The 19,425-nt window shown below is 38.7% G+C and carries 19 protein-coding genes; 3 read left to right on the forward strand and 16 right to left on the reverse strand.

The window, feature by feature from the left end; all coding sequences use genetic code 11:
* Positions 1-9: 9 nt before the first annotated feature.
* From C4F40_RS15865 to C4F40_RS15880, 4 genes are read right to left on the reverse strand one after another with little or no spacing between them, the layout of a single operon-like run.
* Entirely contained in the window at positions 10-978 is a 969-nt protein-coding gene (locus tag C4F40_RS15865) for a YihY/virulence factor BrkB family protein (RefSeq protein WP_196940353.1), read from the reverse strand.
* Position 979: 1 nt separating this feature from the next.
* Entirely contained in the window at positions 980-1,387 is a 408-nt protein-coding gene (locus C4F40_RS15870) for an acyl-CoA thioesterase (protein WP_196940354.1), read from the reverse strand.
* Between the two features lie 2 nt (positions 1,388-1,389).
* Positions 1,390-2,430, reverse strand: coding sequence for an endolytic transglycosylase MltG (gene mltG / locus C4F40_RS15875; RefSeq protein WP_196940355.1), 1,041 nt, complete (start codon positions 2,428-2,430; stop codon positions 1,390-1,392).
* Positions 2,431-2,437: 7 nt separating this feature from the next.
* A complete protein-coding gene (locus C4F40_RS15880; RefSeq protein ID WP_196940356.1) occupies positions 2,438-3,190 on the reverse strand; it encodes a PASTA domain-containing protein in 753 nt (250 codons plus the stop codon).
* A 135-nt stretch (positions 3,191-3,325) separates the two neighbouring features.
* On the opposite strand from C4F40_RS15880, the gene C4F40_RS15885 reads away from it, so the two are divergent.
* Positions 3,326-4,327, forward strand: a complete 1,002-nt coding sequence (locus C4F40_RS15885; protein ID WP_196940357.1) for a D-alanine--D-alanine ligase — start codon at positions 3,326-3,328, stop codon at positions 4,325-4,327.
* A 3-nt stretch (positions 4,328-4,330) separates the two neighbouring features.
* On the opposite strand, the gene C4F40_RS15890 is transcribed toward C4F40_RS15885, so the two are convergent.
* On the reverse strand, positions 4,331-4,828 hold the full coding sequence (locus tag C4F40_RS15890; protein ID WP_196940358.1) for a dihydrofolate reductase: 498 nt from the start codon (positions 4,826-4,828) through the stop codon (positions 4,331-4,333).
* 46 nt (positions 4,829-4,874) lie between these two features.
* Entirely contained in the window at positions 4,875-5,696 is an 822-nt protein-coding gene (locus C4F40_RS15895; RefSeq protein WP_196940359.1) for a thymidylate synthase, read from the reverse strand.
* A gap of 199 nt (positions 5,697-5,895) precedes the next feature.
* Between C4F40_RS15895 and mtaB the strand changes: the two genes are divergently transcribed.
* The gene (mtaB, locus tag C4F40_RS15900) at positions 5,896-7,215 is read left to right on the forward strand and encodes a tRNA (N(6)-L-threonylcarbamoyladenosine(37)-C(2))-methylthiotransferase MtaB (protein WP_196940360.1); all 1,320 of its coding nucleotides are present in this window, start codon (positions 5,896-5,898) and stop codon (positions 7,213-7,215) included.
* 37 nt (positions 7,216-7,252) lie between these two features.
* Here the strand turns inward: mtaB and C4F40_RS15905 are convergent, their stop codons facing one another.
* The 8 genes from C4F40_RS15905 to C4F40_RS15940 form a co-directional block, all read right to left on the reverse strand.
* Positions 7,253-9,511, reverse strand: a complete 2,259-nt coding sequence (locus C4F40_RS15905) for an inorganic phosphate transporter (RefSeq protein WP_196940361.1) — start codon at positions 9,509-9,511, stop codon at positions 7,253-7,255.
* A 111-nt stretch (positions 9,512-9,622) separates the two neighbouring features.
* Positions 9,623-10,375, reverse strand: a complete 753-nt coding sequence (locus tag C4F40_RS15910) for an SGNH/GDSL hydrolase family protein (protein ID WP_196940362.1) — start codon at positions 10,373-10,375, stop codon at positions 9,623-9,625.
* A gap of 35 nt (positions 10,376-10,410) precedes the next feature.
* A complete protein-coding gene (locus C4F40_RS15915; protein ID WP_196940363.1) occupies positions 10,411-11,598 on the reverse strand; it encodes an aspartate aminotransferase family protein in 1,188 nt (395 codons plus the stop codon).
* A gap of 55 nt (positions 11,599-11,653) precedes the next feature.
* Positions 11,654-12,076, reverse strand: a complete 423-nt coding sequence (locus tag C4F40_RS15920; RefSeq protein WP_231390089.1) for a hypothetical protein — start codon at positions 12,074-12,076, stop codon at positions 11,654-11,656.
* On the reverse strand, positions 12,076-13,026 hold the full coding sequence (locus C4F40_RS15925) for a hypothetical protein (protein ID WP_196940364.1): 951 nt from the start codon (positions 13,024-13,026) through the stop codon (positions 12,076-12,078). The genes C4F40_RS15920 and C4F40_RS15925 overlap by 1 nt, the downstream gene beginning before the upstream one ends.
* 34 nt (positions 13,027-13,060) lie before the next feature.
* Positions 13,061-13,606, reverse strand: a complete 546-nt coding sequence (locus tag C4F40_RS15930) for an RNA polymerase sigma factor (RefSeq protein ID WP_196940365.1) — start codon at positions 13,604-13,606, stop codon at positions 13,061-13,063.
* Between the two features lie 5 nt (positions 13,607-13,611).
* Positions 13,612-14,565, reverse strand: coding sequence for a transketolase family protein (locus C4F40_RS15935; protein ID WP_196940366.1), 954 nt, complete (start codon positions 14,563-14,565; stop codon positions 13,612-13,614).
* Between the two features lie 157 nt (positions 14,566-14,722).
* Entirely contained in the window at positions 14,723-15,571 is an 849-nt protein-coding gene (locus C4F40_RS15940; protein ID WP_196940367.1) for a transketolase, read from the reverse strand.
* A 254-nt stretch (positions 15,572-15,825) separates the two neighbouring features.
* Here C4F40_RS15940 and C4F40_RS15945 point away from each other — a divergent pair, with 254 nt between their 5' ends.
* Complete coding sequence (locus tag C4F40_RS15945; protein ID WP_196940368.1) at positions 15,826-17,217, forward strand: pectate lyase family protein; 1,392 nt, start codon at positions 15,826-15,828, stop codon at positions 17,215-17,217.
* A gap of 51 nt (positions 17,218-17,268) precedes the next feature.
* On the opposite strand, the gene C4F40_RS15950 is transcribed toward C4F40_RS15945, so the two are convergent.
* Positions 17,269-17,685: a hypothetical protein gene (locus C4F40_RS15950; protein ID WP_196940369.1), complete on the reverse strand. Its 417-nt coding sequence runs from the start codon at positions 17,683-17,685 to the stop codon at positions 17,269-17,271.
* Between the two features lie 57 nt (positions 17,686-17,742).
* The gene (locus tag C4F40_RS15955) at positions 17,743-19,407 is read right to left on the reverse strand and encodes a M28 family metallopeptidase (protein WP_196940370.1); all 1,665 of its coding nucleotides are present in this window, start codon (positions 19,405-19,407) and stop codon (positions 17,743-17,745) included.
* Positions 19,408-19,425: the final 18 nt, after the last annotated feature.

Consider the following 19,425-nt stretch of genomic DNA (forward strand, 5'->3'; position numbering starts at 1 on the left):
CAACAGGAGTTATTCGGACTGTTTGAATGAATTGTAGATTTTAGGCTTTACAATTTTAATACTCTGCTTAGACAATGTAATACTGGCATTTAGTTCAAAACCTATCAGTAGAATTAATGAATTTAAATACATCCAAATCATGATAACAATAATAGTTCCTATGGAACCATATAGTTTATTATAAGCGTTGAAATTATTAATGTAGTAAGCAAAGCCCGAAAAAGTTAAAATGGCAAGGATTGTAGCCAACGTAGCTCCAGGGCTAAAAAGTTTCCATCTTTTAGCTACAGATGGGCCAAATTTGTAGAGCATACTGACGGTTAAAAAGTAAATTGCGAATAGTATTACCCATCGCGCCGCTTTGATGATGAATGTCCAAAACCAAGAAAGATCATACGAAATATGATCCTGCAAATAAGAAATCACTATACCGGCTCCTGTGAAGAAAACGATTCCTAAAGTTAACGCGACGATAATAGAAAAGGATAGTCCCAATGCTATTAATCGTCTTTTCCCCCAATTCCTATTTTCGTTCGCTAAGGAAGACTTATTAAATGCCATCATTAAGGTGGTCATGCCATTGGTGGAAAAAAAAGTAGCCAATACAAAACCGAATGACAATAGTCCGCCGTTTTGCTTTTTTATAATATCTTCTAAAGTGGATTGAATGATTGTAAAAGCATCAAAAGGAATTACGATAGCTAAAAAATCCATTAGACTTTGCTGAAAATTATCGACAGGAATATAAGGAATCAAGGTGAAGAGGAAGATAATACCTGGGAAAATAGCCAACATAAAATTATAAGCCAAAGAAGAAGCTTTGTTAAGGATAGATTCACGAGCAATTTCCTGAAAAAAAAAAGTTGCGACGGTATACAGTGGGAGCTGGCCAAAGCCTGGAAGAATAGCCTTTTTTGACCATTCTACGACGCTATCATATAGCCTGAAATTCAATAAACTGTTGTGGACTTTCCTCATCTTACTCAAAATAAGGGCTCATCTTATCTTGAAAAATTTGTGGCGGGCGGCAAGGTCTATTTTTTTGCATATCTACAAAAACCAGCTGTGTCATTCCTGTATTGAGTAAAGTTGTCGCTTCGTCAAATATTTCGTATTCAAATTTAATTCGAATATTTGGTTTCTCGCGTATTGTTGTTCTTATGGTAATGAGTTCATCATAAGTTGCCGCTTGCATGAATTTAGACTGCAATTCTATGACAGGTAGCATAATTCCCATTTTTTCCAACTCTTTATAAGATATGCCTGTATTGCGTAGCATTTCAGTGCGTGCTACTTCATAATATGTCGCATAGTTGCCGTAGTAAACGTATCCCATCTGATCCGTTTCCGCATATCTCACTCTTAATTGGTTTTCAAAGACGTACATAGCTATTTTTTAATATTTCTTTCGTCCAATGCTCTTTGGAATTTGCGCGCATTGACTTGATGTTCAGCCACAGTTGCAGCAAAGGCGTGGTACCCCGAAAAATCGGCTTCGGCACACATGTAGATGTAATCGTGATGTGCAGGGTTTAAAACAGCATCGATTGATGCAATGCTTGGCATCATGATAGGGCCTGGGGGTAGCCCCCTATACCGATACGTATTATAAGGGTTATCTATAGTCAGATGTCGATTCAATACACGGCGGATGGTGAAATCATTGTTCGCAAAAATGACAGTTGGATCTGCCTGCAATAACATCCCTTTTTGAAGTCTATTTAAATATAATCCAGCAATTTTGGGCATCTCGTCCACATGAAGTGCTTCCCCTTTAACAATAGATGCAAGCGTCGAAACTTCGATAGGGGTAAGGTTGATAGCTCGTGCTTTTTGTTTGCGCTCATCTGTCCAGAATTTTTTGTATTCTTCATTAAAGCGAGCAGCTATTTTATCAGGTGAAGTGTTCCAATAAATATCATATGTATTGGGAATAAACATCGAAAAGAAATTATCTTTAGTAAATCCGTATTGCTCCGCTACAGCTTCATTGTTTAATATGTCGCTAAACTTTATTGAGTCAGCTTCAAAGCTGTTCCCCAATAGACCCGCAAAGCTTTCTTTAAGACGTAAATTTGCAAATCTAAATTTCACAGCTTCCTGATATCCTCCGCGAAGATTTCCAATGAATCTACGGTTGCTCATTCCTGGGTTCAATTTATATCGACCTGCTTTTACATTGTCAGGGTAGTTCATTTTTTTTGCGGCGAAATCAAATAAATCCGGGTGTTTTACGATATGTTGTGACCTCAATCGTGCCAATACAAGGTCGTACGTATCATTAGTATGCACATAGAAAAATTCCTCTTTATCTGTAACAGAAGGGCCGATGAAAGTTTGATAGGCCTTCCAGCCAACAAAAGCACCTGCTACCACAAGGACAATCAGAGTAATGCCCAGAAATTTCGGGAAAGATTTTTTTTTCTCCATAAAAAAATTAGTCGTTTGATAAAGTTAAATCAATACGTGTGCCAATGCCGATAATACGTGCTGAGGTATCTGGGAATTGTGCTATTATTCTCGCAGTGGATGTGTCGCTGATATTTCCAGTGATATTACCAATATTCAATCCTAAGCCCTGAATGGCAAATTTTGCTTCTGCTAACGTAAGATTTAATACGATGGGTACTTCTACTTCATTGGCGCCACGTCCATTTCCCAGTACTAAGGTTATTTTTGATCCTTTCGATACCATTCTCCCAGTTTTGATGGGCTGGCCCGCAAATTTTGCATCAAGTACAACATCCCGCGCAATATCAGACACATACACCGTGTCACCAATCTTCAATGAATGATTTTTGATGATGGCAGAAGCCTCGATAAATGTCTTATCAATGATATCTGGGAACGCTATTTCAGGCGCAATCTGGGTAATAATCGTTAGATAAATGGTGCGTCCGCTTTTTACCAATGCATTTGCTTCAGGATCTTGTTCTATTACTAAACCTGGTTTTGCATCCATTTGGTATACCGAATCCACCGCATATTCGAGTCCAGCTCGATCTAAAGCACGTTTGGCTTCTTCAATATTGAGCCCTTTGAGAACAGGTACCTCGTGTGCATCTCCATGCTTAGTGTAAATTTTTAACCCAAAATATATTAAAAGAAATAATATAAATATAGCTATAATCGCTCCTATCAGATTTTTTCTGAAAGTGTCTGTTCGTAAATAAAGTAATAATTTAGACATGAAATTTTTTCAAGTTTTTATACCCGCTATTTAATAACGAGTGTGAGTGTTGTTACATTGTATTAATATTAACAAAATTATTCGTTTTTCCGTGTATCGCAAATTATATTTGTGAAGATGAACTGAAAGACAATAATGAAAACAAAAGTAGCATTAATTACCGGAGGATATACAGGAGAAGCAGAAGTATCTTACAAAAGCTCAAAATTCGTCTATAGTCAACTGGATAAAGATAAATATGAAGTCTACCTAATCGATATCACCGTCGAAGGTTGGTTTTATCAAGGTCAAGACGGCGTCAAGTACACGATCGATAAGGAAGATTTTTCGCTTAATTTGAGTGGTACTATTGTTAGATTTGATGTCGCTTTCATCATTCTGCACGGTTCACCTGGTGAAGACGGCCGTTTGCAAGGCTACTTTGATATGATCGGGTTGCCTTATACTTCTTGTAATGCATTAACGTCTTCGTTAACCATGAATAAGGGGTATACAAAAGCTATTCTAGCAGATATTTCTGAACTTAATTTGGCTAAATCTGTACTTCTGTTCGAGCATCATAGAAAAGATGAGGTGAAATTGGTCGAGGAAAAATTAAGCCTACCTTATTTTGTAAAACCTAATGCAGGAGGTAGTAGTATCGGGATGACAAAAGTAAAAGAAGCGGCGGGTTTAAAAGAAGCATTGGATAAGGCTTTCGATGCTGAAAATACAGGTAAGCAGGTTCTCGTCGAAGAGTTTGTGAACGGTCGGGAATTTTCGCAAGGCATATTCCGTAATTCGCAAGGTGAGCTTATTGTATTACCAGCTACTGAGGTAAAAACAACCCGCGAATTTTTTGATTTTGAGGCGAAATATAGCCCTGGACTAACGGAAGAGATTACACCGGCGGATTTGAACGAGGAACAGCAAGCAAGAGCGATGCGTCTTATTAAAGAAATCTATATCCGTCTAAACTGCAAAGGAATGGTTCGCGTTGATTTCTTTTTAGAACATGGAACAGATAAATTTTATTTTATAGAAATTAATACTATTCCGGGGCAGACAGCACAAAGTTTTATTCCCCAACAGGTACGAGCATTCGGAATGACCGAGACGATATTTTACAGCGAGTTGATAGAATCTGCCTTAAGTTGAAACTTACGATACCCTTTCGTAAACTTCAAACGAATAATCAAAAGCATGTTTTTCATCTTTTTGATAAGTTTCTGAGCTTATGAGTTTCCAGGCCGTTGGAATTAACGCTGGAAAGAAAGCGTCACCATCAACTGTAGTATGTACACGTGTCAAAAGAACTTTTTGTGCCAAAGGAAGTGTTTGTCTGTAGATTTCAGCACCTCCAATGATAAAAATTTCACGTTCATCTCGGCAATACGTCAAGACTTCTTCTAGGCTATTTGCGACATCAATATCTTTCGCTTTATAATTAAGATCACGCGTGATCACAATATTTCTACGCTCGGGCAAAGCTTTTCCAATGGATTCAAAAGTTTTACGCCCCATCACTATAGAGTGGTCAAGCGTGTTTTTCTTGAAATATTTGAAATCACCAGGCAGGTGCCAGGGCATTTTGTTGCCTTTTCCGATTGCATTGTTCTCCGCAGCAGCAACTATTAAAGTTAGTTTGAGATTACTCATTTCTTGAAAATATTTCTTTACTCTTTTTTCTAGTATAGATATAAGCTTATACAGCTACAGGAGCCTTGATATGTGGATGAAATTCATAATCCATCAATTCAAAATCTTCGAATTTAAAGTCGAAAATGTCTTTAACATCCGGATTGATTTTCAAGTTGGGAAGTGACTTCGGATCTCTCGAAAGTTGCAATTCTGTCTGGTCAAAGTGATTGCTATAGATATGTGCATCCCCAAGGGTGTGTACAAAATCAGCCGCCTCCATATTACACACTTGCGCGACCATCATCGTCAACAAAGCATAGGATGCGATATTGAAAGGAACACCTAAAAAAATATCGGCACTACGCTGATATAATTGACAAGAAAGTTGAGGTCTTAGTATGCCATTTTCAGGTTGAGCTGGAGCAACATAGAACTGAAAAAAAGCGTGACATGGAGGTAAAGCCATGTTTTCAATTTCAGCAACATTCCAGGCCGATACGATGATACGTCGAGAGTCCGGATTTGTCTTTAGCTGATCGATCACTTGCGAGATCTGATCAATATGCTTTCCGTCTGGGGTAGGCCAAGAGCGCCACTGCGAACCGTATACCGGTCCCAAATTGCCTTTTTCATCTGCCCATTCATCCCAAATACTGACACCATTCTCTTTCAGGTATTGAATGTTCGTTTCTCCTTTTAAAAACCAAATCAGTTCATGTATTATCGAACGAAGATGAAGCTTTTTAGTAGTAACTAATGGGAAACCTTCTTTTAAATTAAAACGCATTTGATAACCAAAAACACTTTTAGTACCCGTTCCTGTACGATCCGTTTTCTCTACACCTGTCGTATACACATGCCTTAGCAAATCTAAATACTGTTTCATGATTTTTAATTTGAATCTTACGAAGATAAGTGTTTTCGCATCATTAGAATATCACAATTTTTCAACAACTCACATTTTGTGTCTTTTTGTGTACTTTTGTAGATATTATCACATATTCATGTTTTTGAAATACCAAATACATGAGTAACACACTGACTATAGCAAGTTGGTATATGAAAGTTAAAAGTATATTGTATAGATGAATAAAAAAGTTGCTTTCTACACATTGGGATGTAAACTGAATTTCTCAGAAACGTCATCTATTGGTCGTATCTTTAGCGATGCGGGTTATGAAACTACACCGTTTAACAGTCAAGCGGATGTATATGTTATCAATACCTGCTCGGTTACAGACCACGCAGATAGAAAGTGTAGAAAAGTGGTAAAAGAGGCATTGAAACATTCTCCGAATGCGTATATAACCATCGTGGGATGTTATGCTCAATTGAAACCGAAAGAAATTGCCGAAATCCCAGGCGTGGATATGGTACTTGGCGCCGCCGAAAAATTTAATATCATTGAACATATCAATGATTTGACAAAGGAAAAAAAGACTATTATTCATAATGCGCCTATTGATGAAACAAATCAATTTGTTTCTGCATTCTCCATTGGAGATCGTACACGCACATTCTTGAAAGTGCAAGACGGATGTGATTACTCCTGTACATTCTGTACGATTCCTTTAGCCCGTGGCGCTAGTCGCTCTGGTAAGATTGAGGATGTTGTCCGTCAGGCAGAGGAGATTGCAGCCTCCGGTGTTAAGGAAATTGTGCTGACAGGGGTCAATATCGGTGATTTTGGTGTTCGCGACGGCAAGCGACAAGATAAGTTTTTGGACTTGGTAAAAGCATTGGATGAAGTAGAAGGTATCGATCGCATTCGTATTTCGTCCATAGAGCCAAACCTTTTAGCAAACGAGATTATTGAATTTGTGGCGCAATCGAAACGATTTGTACCACATTTTCATATGCCTTTGCAGGCTGGGAATAATAAAGTATTGGCTCAGATGCGTCGTCGCTATAAACGTGAATTATATGCCGAACGAGTTGCAAAAATAAGATCCTTGATGCCGAACTGTTGTATAGGTGTTGATGTGATCGTGGGTTTTCCTGGAGAAACGCGCGAAGATTTTATAGATACCTACAATTTCATAAATGAAATGGATATTTCGTATTTGCACGTTTTCACCTACTCCGAGCGCGAAAATACAATAGCAGCTCAAATGGAAGGAGCTGTTCCTGGAGTACAACGAAGTGATAGAAGTAAAATGTTACATATCCTATCCGAAAAAAAACGACGAGCTTTTTATGAATCTCAATTGAAAAAAGTAGGAGAGGTACTGTTTGAGTCCGACGTAAAAGAGGGATATATGCACGGTTTTTCTAAAAATTACGTCAAAGTACGAACACTTTATGATCCTCTTTTAGTAAATGAGATCGTCCCGGTAAAGTTTATTGCCATAACGGAGAATGGGGAGGTGGATATTGAAGCGTTGCCGGAAGTATTAGCACATTAAAAAAGCATAAAAAAAAGGAACCGGTAAGTTCCTTTTTTTATGTGCTCATACTTCTGGACCTTTCGAACTCTTGGTGCAATCGAATGAGTTTAAACGTCGAGCTGATTAGCTCATTTGTTTCGAGTAGAATAGAAAAATACAACTTTGAGTTTTTCGGGCTGTTTTCGGATGTTCGAATACGTTCAATTTGCCGATCCAAAAATTGGTTATTTATATCTTGCAGTTCTAATCTTTCTTCAATAATATCATCAATTTTAGAGAAATCTTGCCGTTTGTAAACATCGTTTATTTTGGAATACCATTGCCCCAGTTTTTCCACAATATATTTTAGATCTTTCGCTTGATTAATTTTGAGCGGTTTGTGATTGTTGTCTACATGATCGTAGATGTTTGAAGTGATTACACCCAAGTTTTCGACAATATCTTGGAGGTAACCTAAAGATTGAATATAATATCGACTCCCTTTTACGGATGAATCGTCGAGGTTTCGGATAAAATCATATAACGATGAATTCGTAGAATTAAGATCTTTTTGCAGCTTCTTTACTAATTTTTTATCTGCGTTCAAGGTCACTAAATCTTGATTAATCAGGCCCTCAATTACATCTTTGTACAGTATATTTGTCTTTGTAATAATCTCGCTGATCTGATTAGCACTGGCCTCCGTTACCTGTTGTAACGTTTGTATATCTTTTTTTTCAAGCTGGAGTTTTCGTGCCGACTGCTCTTTTACTTTCCGACCGTGACTTTTCGAATTTCTATATAAGAAAACGGTCAATAAAATGATGGCTAATACAAAGGTGATAATTCCGCCGATTTTTAGAAGGTAGGCCAATATAAAAGCACCTGCAAATGCACAGCCTGCCGTGATAAACCAGCCTCCCACTACGTGGAAAACTCCCGATACACGATATACAGCACTTTCCCTGCCCCAAGCTCTATCCGCGAAAGCTGTACCCATGGCGACCATAAACGTTACATAGGTCGTCGATAGAGGCAACTTCATGGAGGTTCCCAGCGCAATCAGACTGCTAGCCACCATTAAATTAACCGATGCCCTAACCATGTCAAACATTGGTTCATCGCCCGATTTCTTCTTAATGCCTTTTTCCAATGGATTATCAAACTGTTTATCCAGTCGGGCCTGTAATGTTCTAGGCATTACATAGCTTATTATATTGCCGAAGTTGATAAAGGATCGTACAATCTGACGCGCTAAGGCATTTGACTTAAATCTATCCACCCCCGCATCTTGGTTTGTGAGGCTCATTTCTGTCTCGATGACGGTTTTTGCTTTTTTCGAAGTCCATAAGGTAATAACCATTATGATCCCTGCAACTAAGAGAATCCAGACCGGGGCGACAATATTATCTGATCCCATTGCAGCCATCATATAGGTGTTTGGATCGGTGCCCCCAGCTCGAAAAATATCGATAGACTGTATGGCAGCAACCGGGACGCCAATAAAATTGACTAAGTCGTTCCCGGCAAAAGATAAAGCGAGTGCAAATGTACCTACGCCAATAATCAGCTTTAAAATATTGATATTAAGGCGCGTCAGTATAAAGCTTGTCAACGTAAACAAGAAAAAGCTTCCTATCAGCAGATTTACCTCATGGCTATTAATCCAATTTCGGGTGTTCTCAGAAATAAAAGTGACTCCCTTGAGTCCTTTTATCAAAATGAAGTAACTGATAGCCGTTAAGGTAATACCACCAAACAGAACCCCGACAGTCTTTATTTTTTTTTCGAATTGAAAGGTGAAAATGAGCCTCGAAATGTACTGAACGATCATTCCGACGGTGAATGATAGGAGTACAGATAATAAGATACTGCTCACAATCTCAGTCGCCTTCTCGGTATTGATATAATTAGACAGGGTATTCCAGGCGGCGCCTTCGCTAATGATTTTGTACATCCCTAAACAGACGGCTGCGCCTAGAAGTTCAAATACGATAGAAACTGTCGTTGAAGTAGGGAGCCCAAAATAATTAAAGACATCCAATAAGATTACATCGATAATCATGACCGCCAAAAAAATGACCATCACGTCATAAAAACTAAATTGACCGGGTACATAAATGCCACTTCGGGCGATTTCCATCATACCGCTAGAGAAGACCGCCCCACAAATAATCCCTATGCTTGCTACGATCATGATGGTCTTAAATGGCATCGCTTTAGAACCGATAGCAGAGTTAAGGAAGTTCACCGCATCATTACTAACTCCGACCATTAGATCGATTATTGCCAGGACGATTAACGTGAGTATAATAAGGAATAGGTAATTTTCCATAATTAATTTTTCTTTCGAATGTAGATGATATTAGCGCGATGAATATGATATTGATTTGAATAGCAGTAATTTAGCTCATGTGCGTCTGAACGCTGACGCTTTGTCTTTATACTATCTCACGGTTTCTAACCAGTGCTGAGCCATTAAATTGGCTCCGGCGAGCGTTGTATGTACGCCATCTGTAGTCCAGTACGCCCCATTTGCCCTTTTTTCTGCCTTATCAAAAATAGATTGATACGGAATAAATGCGGCGTTATATTCTTTGGTTATTTCACGTGCTACGTCTTGATATCGTGCTAATTCCGGAAACCAACTGTCATCTACATGCTTCACATTCTTTACGCCGAAAGGCTCGCCAATTATTAATTTCACGTGAGGTAGGGCCGTCAAGGTTTGATCAAGTAATTTTTTATAGTGCTCTTTGTAAGTATCTGCAGACCCTTCATAGTTGCCATTTCTTTTATGCCAATAATCATTGATACCAATCATAATGCTTAGAATATTTGGTTTAAGATCAATACAATCTGTCGCCCATCGTTCAGCAAGCTGTGGTACCTTATTTCCGCTGATGCCCCTGTTATATACGCGTATGTTTTTGTCAGCATATTTGTTTAACAAATTGCTTGCCGCAATCATAGCATAACCTTTTCCGAAAGCATCTGTATTATTTGGTTCTACATTATCTCTTTTACGACCGTTGTCCGTTATAGAGTCTCCTTGGAATAAAATAATATCGTTTTGATTGATGGTTACTTTCTTACTAGCGACACCAATATGTTCTTTTGCATTTAATAATGAAGTACCAACCAAGGCGCCTCCTAAAGTAAGCAAGCCTTTTTGTAAAAAATCTCTTCTGTTATCCATTTTTATAGGTGTATTTTTTTTTAAACTTAAGAATATTAACAGAATTTATCAATTCCTTCTTTTATTATTTCACAGGCTTGCATTATTTCTTGTTCGGAGATCGTCAATGGAGGAGCAACACGTAAGGCTGTCTCACAATGCAGGTACCAATCTATCATAATCCCTTTTTCTGCACAGTACTGACTTACCGCATATACTTGCGAAAAGGTTTCCAGTTGTAAGCACATCATCAATCCCAATCCTCTGATTTCCTTTATTTTAGGATGGTTTAATTCCTGTCTGAATAACTTCTCTTTAATTTCTACTTGTTCTATAAGCTGCTCCTCGATAATCACTTGGAGTGAGGCCAGAGCGGCAGAACAGGATACGGGATGTCCACCAAATGTCGTGATATGGCCTAACATAGGATTATCTTTTATAACATCCATAATCTGTTTGGATGCTACAAATGCACCGAGGGGCATACCTCCTCCGATTCCTTTAGCTAACATGAGGATATCCGGAACGATACCGAAGTGATTAAAAGCAAATAATTTTCCGGTGCGGCCAAAACCGGTTTGTATCTCATCAAATATTAGCAGGGCCCCCGTTTCATTACATTTATTACGTAAGGCTTGCATGTAACTTACACTAGGTACTCGTACTCCTGCCTCACCTTGTATAGCTTCAATAACAACAGCAGCCGTATCATGGGTTATACGAGCTAGGTCCAAAACACTGTTGTATTCAATAAATTCGATGTCTGGTAATAGGGGCGCGTAAGCCTGTCGATAGGCCGGATTGCCGATAAGGCTAAGGGCGCCTTGGGTACTCCCATGATAGGCGTTTTTAGCAGCAATGATTTGCCGGCGACCCGTGTATTTTTTTGCAACTTTCATGGATCCTTCCACGGCCTCAGTTCCCGAGTTGGTGAAGTATACAGATTCAAAAGGAGCAGGCAGTTGTTTTAAGAGCATTGTCGCAAATTGTACTTGTGGTGCTTGTACAAATTCGCCGTATACGGTTACATGTAGATATTTGTCGAGTTGTGCTTTAATGGCCTCCAGTATCTTTGGATGACGGTGCCCGATATTACTAACATTAAATCCAGATACCAGGTCTAAGTATTTTTCGCCATGCGGTCCGTAAAGAAATGAACCTTCCGCTCGTTCAATTTCAATGAGGCGGGGGCTATCAGAAGTTTGGGCAGTATTTTTTAAAAACAGCTCTCTGTTACTAATCATATGCGAAGGTAAGGAAGATTCGCGTTAAAAAACAAATAGAAGCGTTACGCCTCTATTATCTTTTTGGTCTGCTTTTATATTCTTTAGCCAGCATATTAATGAAATCCTCTTCCACCTGGAAGAATTGCGACGCTCTCGACTGTCCGATTACCTGCGCAAATTTACTTCGATATACTTTTTTTACATCCACTTCTTTCGCATCAAAAGCAATTACATCTCTTTTACCATTGAACGAATTTACATTTTGCGGCGCATTCAACCCTCTTTTTGCCTTTTTAAGATCCCAAATTTCCCGATTATACTGGTTGTAAATCGGAAAAAACTTTTGCGATTCAGCAGGAGTCAACTTTAACTCCTTGGTGATATAAGCAATTTTCTTATTTTCAATAACTTCAAAGTTCCGCTGCTGCGCGAACGAAGCCACTTGAAGTGTAAATAAAAAGCAGAGTGTAACTAATATTTGTTTAAAGCGTAGCATTATAGCATATAATTTAAGTACTCCTCGATGTCGTTATCTTTTACTTGATTACCAATTTCCACATTTTCAGGAATATCCAAATACTCCGAGAAAAAGACCAGATCATTGGCATCCGAAACCTGAGCTAAATAACTAACAATTGCTTCATCAGGTATTCCTGAAAGTGATATGTTCTGTGGCTGTACCACATTATCCTGTTGATTAAGGGATAAGTAGGAGCCTATACTTATTATTACAGCTACGGCGGCTACAGCGGCATAAGCTGTCCAATTTTTTCTAGATGGTAAGGTAATGACGCCGGTATCTTGATCTGAATCGAATGGTATGTTCTTAATCTCTTTACCAATTGTGTCCGCTGTAATTTTTTCAGACAAAAGATCAAAATATCCAACAGGTACATGATATCCGGTTTCCGTAACTTTAGCTTTTAATTTTTCCACCGCGATATTTGTTACAATATCTTGCTCTAGTGTTTCAAAGTAAGCTGCTGGGACCTCATAACCATCACGATCTATAATAGCCTTTAATTGCTCTTCTGCTATTCGATTAAGAATAGAATCTTTAGCTACGTCAACATAGTCTACAGGGATAGTAAGTCCCGTCGTTGTAACCTGGCTACGCAGTGTTTCTTCAAAAATTTTAACCTGAATTTGATGCACTGATTCTTCAAAGTAATGTTGTGGCACTTCAAATCCGGGTGCAGTAACTTGATTTTTTAATTTTTGTTCAGCGACTTTGGCTAATATATTGTTTTGAAGTTGTTCGAAGTATCCTTCAGGGGTAACGTGGTTATGTTGTTGAATCGCTAATCTTTCTAATTTTACGAGCGAGAGAATTACGGACTCCTGCAGGCTGAAGTAGTCTGGGGGCGCGGTAAAAGGATTGGCACGTAATGCTTCAGGAAGCTTATTTCCTCCTAATTCGCCATGATATGTGTTTATTTCCTTCATCGTATGGGTATAGATGCTTTTATCACTAAAAGGTTTAATCATTCGAGTTAAAAAAATGTTCTATTTTCTTCACCGCCAAATGATAAGAAGCCTTAAGGGCGCCTACGCTTGTTCCAAGTATTTCCGATATTTCGTCGTATTTAAGATCTTCAAAATATTTCATGTTAAAAACCAGCCGTTGTTTTTCGGGGAGAATAAGTAAAGCTTGTTGTAACTTAAGTTGCGCTTTATCTCCGTTGAAATAATGACCATCTGCTAGAGTTTCCGACAAGTATGCTGAGCTATCATCGTCTAAGGATACATTGTGTTTTTGCTTTTTCTTGTTCAGAAAAGTAATGCATTCGTTCGTAGCGATCCGGTATAACCAGGTGTATAGTTGGGAATCTTCCCTAAACTTCTCTAAGTTGCGCCACACTTTTATGAAAATATCCTGTGTCACGTCATCCGCATCGTCATGATCAATGACCATGCGTCTGACGTGCCAATAGATTTTTTGTTGGTATTTTTTTAGCAAATAGCCGAACGCCTCTTCGCGTGTGTGCTCATCAGCAAATTTTGATATGATTAAGGCGTCTTCCATTTGTCTTATTTTCTGCTAATAGCTTTTCTTGCAGCTGCCACGATATTGGATGCATTCAGCCCATATTTCTCCATCAATTGTGCAGGGGTTCCGGATTCGCCGAAGCTATCATCTACCGCTACATACTCTTGTGGAGTAGGTAATTTTTGAGCCAGTACTTGCGCCACACTATCTCCCAATCCGCCCAAGCGATTATGCTCTTCCGCTGTGACGACACACCCCGTCTTAACAACTGATTTTAAAATAGCTTCAGTATCTAATGGTTTGATGGTATGAATGTTGATGATTTCGGCGTCTATGCCTAATTTTTCTAGTTCTTCACCCGCTTTAATAGCTTCCCATACCAGGTGACCGGTAGCAATTATCGTCACGTCTTTCCCTTCGTTCAGCAAAACCGCTTTGCCAATTTCAAATGTTTGATCAGCAGGTGTAAAATTAGGAACAACCGGACGTCCGAAACGTAAATACGCGGGGCCAATATGGCTGGCTAATGCTACTGTTGCAGCTTTTGTTTGATTAAAATCACAGGGGTTGATAACCGTCATGCCCGGAAGCATTTTCATCAAGCCGATATCTTCTAGTATTTGGTGAGTCGCACCATCCTCGCCTAAGGTAAGACCTGCATGCGAAGCACATATCTTCACGTTTTTGTCTGAATATGCAATAGATTGACGAATTTGATCATACACTCTTCCTGTAGAGAAGTTCGCAAATGTTCCCGTAAAAGGGATTTTTCCTCCAATTGTTAGCCCTGCAGCGATACCCATCATATTTGCTTCTGCGATTCCAATTTGGAAAAAACGCTCCGGAAATTCTTTGATGAAATCATTCATCTTTAATGATCCGATTAAGTCAGCACAAAGCGCTACTACATTTTCGTTCGTTTTACCGGCTTCCAATAAACCGGCTCCAAAGCCTGAACGTGTATCTTTTGATTCAGTATATGTGAATTTTTTCATCCGTATGTTTTTTTCAATTGCGGTGAATCTATCGTGATTTATTTTTGTCTTTAATGACTTTTAAAATCATGACGGTTTCACGTTGTTTTATAGTATTTAGATTTTAGTGATTCGGATTTAGACATTTGAAAACCTCATGTCTAACGTCTCGTATAAATTAATAATCTCCCACTGTTCGTGGAATTTGATCCAGCGCAAGTTGTAATTGCTCGTCATTAGGCGCAACACCATGCCATTTATGTGATCCCATCATGTAATCAACACCAAATCCCATTTCAGTATGTAGTAAGATCATCACCGGCTTGCCCCTTCCGGTACGTGATTTTGCTTCCTCGATGCCGGCAACTACAGATGCCATGTCATTGCCTTTTTCAACTTCTAGTACATCCCACCCAAAAGCTTCCCATTTGGCTCTTAAATTACCCAATGATAGCACCTGATTGGTTGGCCCATCGATTTGTGCACCATTATAGTCCACAGCAGCTATAAGATTGTCTACTTTGTTGTGTGGGGCATACATAGCTGCTTCCCATACTTGACCTTCTTGTAACTCACCATCACCCATTAGTACATATACCAATTGACTGTCATTATTCAGTTTTTTTGCTTGTGCAGCACCAATTGCAACAGATAAACCTTGACCCAAAGACCCCGAAGCAATACGAATTCCTGGGAGGTGTTCGTGTGTAGTCGGATGACCTTGCAGACGCGAATTGATCTTGCGGAAAGTCGCGAGTTCGCTCACCGGAAAATAACCTGCTCTAGCCAAGGTGCTATAGAACACCGGCGAAATATGCCCATTTGACAAGAAGAATAAATCTTCACCTTCACCAGCCATATTAAAAGATGGGTCATGTTTCATTGCCTGAAAATATAATGCAACGAAATAATCTGTACATCCTAACGATCCTCCTGGATGCCCGGATTGACAAGCATGTACCATACGTACAATATCTCGTCTTACTTGTGATGCAATCTGTTCTAGTTTGTTTATATCTGCACTCATTTTTTAATTGATTTTCATTGGAAATTAGGTTGTAAAGTTAATAATTTAAATATAGATGCTTTACGTTATAACCTAAAAGCTACAAATAAACATAAATTTTTTTTATAAATTTAAAATAAACTAAAAACTCAATTTTAGAAATTCTCTTTTTCCGGTTTTCAAAACATATTGGAGCAGGATGGTACAGGTCAATTTATTAAATAAAATATTAGATGTTTGGACTCTACGTTTCTAACCATTAAATTTTAAATCCTATGACACCAACAAATTATTTTTTTATACCGATTGTTTTATCGCTATTTATTTTCCAATTTGTGTATTCGCAAGAAAATATAGCCTTTCCGGGAGCCGAAGGTTTTGGTCGCTTCGCCAAAGGTGCCAGGGGAGTAGACCAACCGCAGGTCTATTTTGTAACAAATTTGTCGGACGAAGGAAAAGGATCCCTACGCGATGCCGTAAGCCAACCTGGGCGTTTTGTAATCTTTAAAGTTAGCGGGATCATCAAACTTGAGAGTAAGCTAAAAGTTGCTCCCTTTACCACTATTGCTGGGCAGACCGCTCCGGGAGACGGTGTGACTATCTATGGGAGGACGCTATCATTTACAGGATCCAATAATACAATCGCCCGTTATTTGCGTGTTAGACTTGGAATCAACGGAGGCGCTAGTAAAAATGAAGATGCCTCCGGGATCTCCAATGGTAAAAATATTATTTTAGATCACATGTCGATTACCTGGGGACTTGATGAAGTATTTTCTATCAGTTGGGATAAGAAAGGCGAGGAACCTTCGGATATAACATTACAAAATAGTATAATTGGTCAAGGTCTGCACGCCTATAATCATTCCGCCGGAGGATTAATTCAATCCGGAGGGAAAATTAGCATACTCAAATCTCTTTATCACAGTAACAAGACCCGTAATCCTAAGGTAAAAGGAATCAATGAGTTTGTTAACAATGTAGTTTATAATTTTGGGAATAAAAATACCATTAACCCAGAACATTCTATTTCAGCAGATGCTTATATTCTGGGAGGGGAGTCAGCCGCGATTTCAAATGTGTTAATTTTAAATAATTACTTTATCGGAGGACCGTCAACTCCTCAAACGAAAGTCACACCATTTTCTAGGGGAAATCAAAATTTTAATCTCTTCCAAAAAGGAAATTATTATGATAATAACCAAAATGGTAAACTTGATGGAGTGATGATTGAAGCAAACAACTTTTGGTACCCCGGTATCCCGAATCAAAATTTTAAAAATGCGCAATACTTTGCAACTTATCCAAGTGTCACATCAAATATGTCTGCTTTATCTGCATTTGACTATATCGTTGATAACGTCGGTGCTGTTTTTCCGAAGCGTGATGCAATAGATGATTCGATGATCGAAGAGCTAAAAAGTAAAGGGCTTAGCGGACGAAATGTTCACAATGAGACTGATTTTTTTAATATGGACCTTACGCAGGTAGATGGTAAACAAACTCATGTTGAAAAAGATACAGATAATGACGGGATTCCTGATGAGTGGGAAGAAAAGTTGAATCTAAACAAAAATGATCGTAGTGATGCGTTGCAATTTAGTTCACATTCCGACTGGAAGGGATATTTAAATATCGAAGTTTACCTTAACGCTATTGTGAAGTAGGTTAAAGCTTTTTCATCATAAAGGCGCTATCTCTAGCGCCTTTATGATGTGTTAATTTAAAAGAGACCAGGTGCTCCATGGAATTCTCGATAAAATCAAGATCAATGCAATGGTATAGGTGAAGAATACAGTCTTATTCGCTTTGTAATCTTCTTTCGCTTTTTTCGCCTTCGAATAGCCAATGGTAATTAAAACGATTGCAATAAGCATCAGCAAGGGATGTTCTAAAAAATAGAGCCTTGATAACCCGTTGCTCATATTTTCACCAGAAAAACTTTTCAAACCCAATGGTGAGGTGAAATATATAACCAATCCAATCAGTAGCTGTAAGTGTGCACTGATGAATCCAATAAGTGCTATTTTACGATTGTAAGGATTGCTTTTGAAATAATTAACCGCAGTAATAATAATGGAAATGACTAAAGCTAATAATAGTACTACAGCAAGAGTCGAGTGTAAATGTTTCATTCCTGTTAACATAGTTTGTATGTATTAAATTGTATCTTAATCTTCCTAGCAAAGGTACTATTTTGAAAGACGTTTTTCGCCTAATTCTTTAAATTCTGAATTAGCTTTAAACTGTGGAAATGTATTTTCTAAACTCAATGTATATCCAATGTCGAAAAACAAGCGAATGTCTGCTATCATGCCTCCGAAATCCCAGTTTTCGTCGATTTCATCCGTAACATTATGATAACGGTCTGATAAAGCTTCCTTTCTTTTGGCATTCGATGTCGTATCCGTTGAAATCAGTTCATCTCCACTACCCATGAATAAACCAGGTACTCCCTTTTTTACAAAGTTGAAGTGATCTGATCTGTAAAATCCTCCAGAGGAAGGGTTTCCTTCTCCCTTGATAATTCTTCCGAATTTAAAGGTTGATTTTTCGACGTAATCTTCCAGTTCTGTTTGACCCAGTCCTACAATAGATACATCTTTTGTAGCTCCTAATGGACTAAAAGCATCCATATTTAAATTAGCTACAGTTTTGTTAATTGGATAGATCGGATTGTTTGCGTAGTAAGCTGATCCTAATAAACCCTCTTCTTCGGCCGTAAGCGCCATGAATACAATGGTGCGCTCCGGTGTTACTTTAGCAGTACGGAATGCTTTCGCAATTTCAAACAGTGCGGCTACTCCCGCTGCGTTATCGACAGCTCCATTATAAATAGAATCTCCGTTAATGGCTTCGCCTACACCCAAATGATCCCAATGTGCTGTGTAAATAATTGTTTCATTAGCCCTTTTGGAGCCTTCTATTTTCGCTATTACATTATTCGATTTAGACTTACGGAAATTGTTTTCCAAGCTTATCGAAGTCGTTACATTTAACGATACCGGTTTGAACCCCGGTTTCTTGGCGTCTTCCATTACCTTTAAATCCACATCAGCAATCCGAAAAAGATTAATGGCAGTTTCGTTCGAAATCCATCCCTCAAATTCTGCATTTGAAGCCCCCTTGTTTTCTGTGATCATATCCAATTGAGGGCCACTCCAGCCGGTTCTCACCACGTTCCATCCATAACTGGCAGCAGCAGTTTCATGGATAATCAATATCCCTGTTGCCCCTTGGCGACCAGCTTCCTCATATTTATAAGTCCATCTGCCATAATACGTCATGGTATCCGCTTTAAAGAGATTTTTGTCATATCTCCCCGGGTCGGATGCCAGAACGACGACGGTTTTACCTTCAACGTCCAATCCATCATAATCATTCCACCCGTATTCAGGCGCTACGATTCCAAATCCTGCAAAAACTAATTCTGTCGAAGCGATAGTAATACGCTCCTGTAGTCTCTTGGTTCCAATTACAAAATCATCTAGGTAATTAATCGTCAAATCTCCTTTTTTGCCTTTTAATGTCATTAAAGGTGAAGTTGGTTTAGATGTTATCTCTACCAGCGGCACTTCTTGGAAGTAAGAATCTCCATTGCCGGGTTTTAGTCCTAGATTTTTAAATTGTTCTTGGATATAGTTTACCGCAAGCGTATCACCTTTGGTAAATGGTTTCCGTCCTAAAAATTCGTCGGAAGAAAGTTTGGATACCGATTCCTTATACGTATCTTCCTGTATTGCTTCGAGCGCTACCGTATCCAATGTAGTTGGGTCATGGGTATCCTGTTGCCCGTTCTGGCATGCAAAGAATGCCAATGGTAAAATGAAGAGGGCGTATACTGTTGTTTTGTTCATTATATAGAAGTATAAAGT

This window comes from Sphingobacterium pedocola (assembly GCF_015209965.1).
Classification (GTDB): domain Bacteria; phylum Bacteroidota; class Bacteroidia; order Sphingobacteriales; family Sphingobacteriaceae; genus Sphingobacterium; species Sphingobacterium pedocola.

What these genes read in the sequence shown, in the direction of transcription:
- C4F40_RS15865 (WP_196940353.1), bottom strand. Translation starts at nt 978, where the DNA reads ATGAGGAAAGTCCACAACAGTTTATTGAATTTCAGGCTATATGATAGC.
- C4F40_RS15870 (WP_196940354.1), bottom strand. Translation starts at nt 1,387, where the DNA reads ATGTACGTCTTTGAAAACCAATTAAGAGTGAGATATGCGGAAACGGAT.
- mltG (WP_196940355.1), bottom strand. Translation starts at nt 2,430, where the DNA reads ATGGAGAAAAAAAAATCTTTCCCGAAATTTCTGGGCATTACTCTGATT.
- C4F40_RS15880 (WP_196940356.1), bottom strand. Translation starts at nt 3,190, where the DNA reads ATGTCTAAATTATTACTTTATTTACGAACAGACACTTTCAGAAAAAAT.
- C4F40_RS15885 (WP_196940357.1), top strand. Translation starts at nt 3,326, where the DNA reads ATGAAAACAAAAGTAGCATTAATTACCGGAGGATATACAGGAGAAGCA.
- C4F40_RS15890 (WP_196940358.1), bottom strand. Translation starts at nt 4,828, where the DNA reads ATGAGTAATCTCAAACTAACTTTAATAGTTGCTGCTGCGGAGAACAAT.
- C4F40_RS15895 (WP_196940359.1), bottom strand. Translation starts at nt 5,696, where the DNA reads ATGAAACAGTATTTAGATTTGCTAAGGCATGTGTATACGACAGGTGTA.
- mtaB (WP_196940360.1), top strand. Translation starts at nt 5,896, where the DNA reads ATGAATAAAAAAGTTGCTTTCTACACATTGGGATGTAAACTGAATTTC.
- C4F40_RS15905 (WP_196940361.1), bottom strand. Translation starts at nt 9,511, where the DNA reads ATGGAAAATTACCTATTCCTTATTATACTCACGTTAATCGTCCTGGCA.
- C4F40_RS15910 (WP_196940362.1), bottom strand. Translation starts at nt 10,375, where the DNA reads ATGGATAACAGAAGAGATTTTTTACAAAAAGGCTTGCTTACTTTAGGA.
- C4F40_RS15915 (WP_196940363.1), bottom strand. Translation starts at nt 11,598, where the DNA reads ATGATTAGTAACAGAGAGCTGTTTTTAAAAAATACTGCCCAAACTTCT.
- C4F40_RS15920 (WP_231390089.1), bottom strand. Translation starts at nt 12,076, where the DNA reads ATGCTACGCTTTAAACAAATATTAGTTACACTCTGCTTTTTATTTACA.
- C4F40_RS15925 (WP_196940364.1), bottom strand. Translation starts at nt 13,026, where the DNA reads ATGAAGGAAATAAACACATATCATGGCGAATTAGGAGGAAATAAGCTT.
- C4F40_RS15930 (WP_196940365.1), bottom strand. Translation starts at nt 13,606, where the DNA reads ATGGAAGACGCCTTAATCATATCAAAATTTGCTGATGAGCACACACGC.
- C4F40_RS15935 (WP_196940366.1), bottom strand. Translation starts at nt 14,565, where the DNA reads ATGAAAAAATTCACATATACTGAATCAAAAGATACACGTTCAGGCTTT.
- C4F40_RS15940 (WP_196940367.1), bottom strand. Translation starts at nt 15,571, where the DNA reads ATGAGTGCAGATATAAACAAACTAGAACAGATTGCATCACAAGTAAGA.
- C4F40_RS15945 (WP_196940368.1), top strand. Translation starts at nt 15,826, where the DNA reads ATGACACCAACAAATTATTTTTTTATACCGATTGTTTTATCGCTATTT.
- C4F40_RS15950 (WP_196940369.1), bottom strand. Translation starts at nt 17,685, where the DNA reads ATGAAACATTTACACTCGACTCTTGCTGTAGTACTATTATTAGCTTTA.
- C4F40_RS15955 (WP_196940370.1), bottom strand. Translation starts at nt 19,407, where the DNA reads ATGAACAAAACAACAGTATACGCCCTCTTCATTTTACCATTGGCATTC.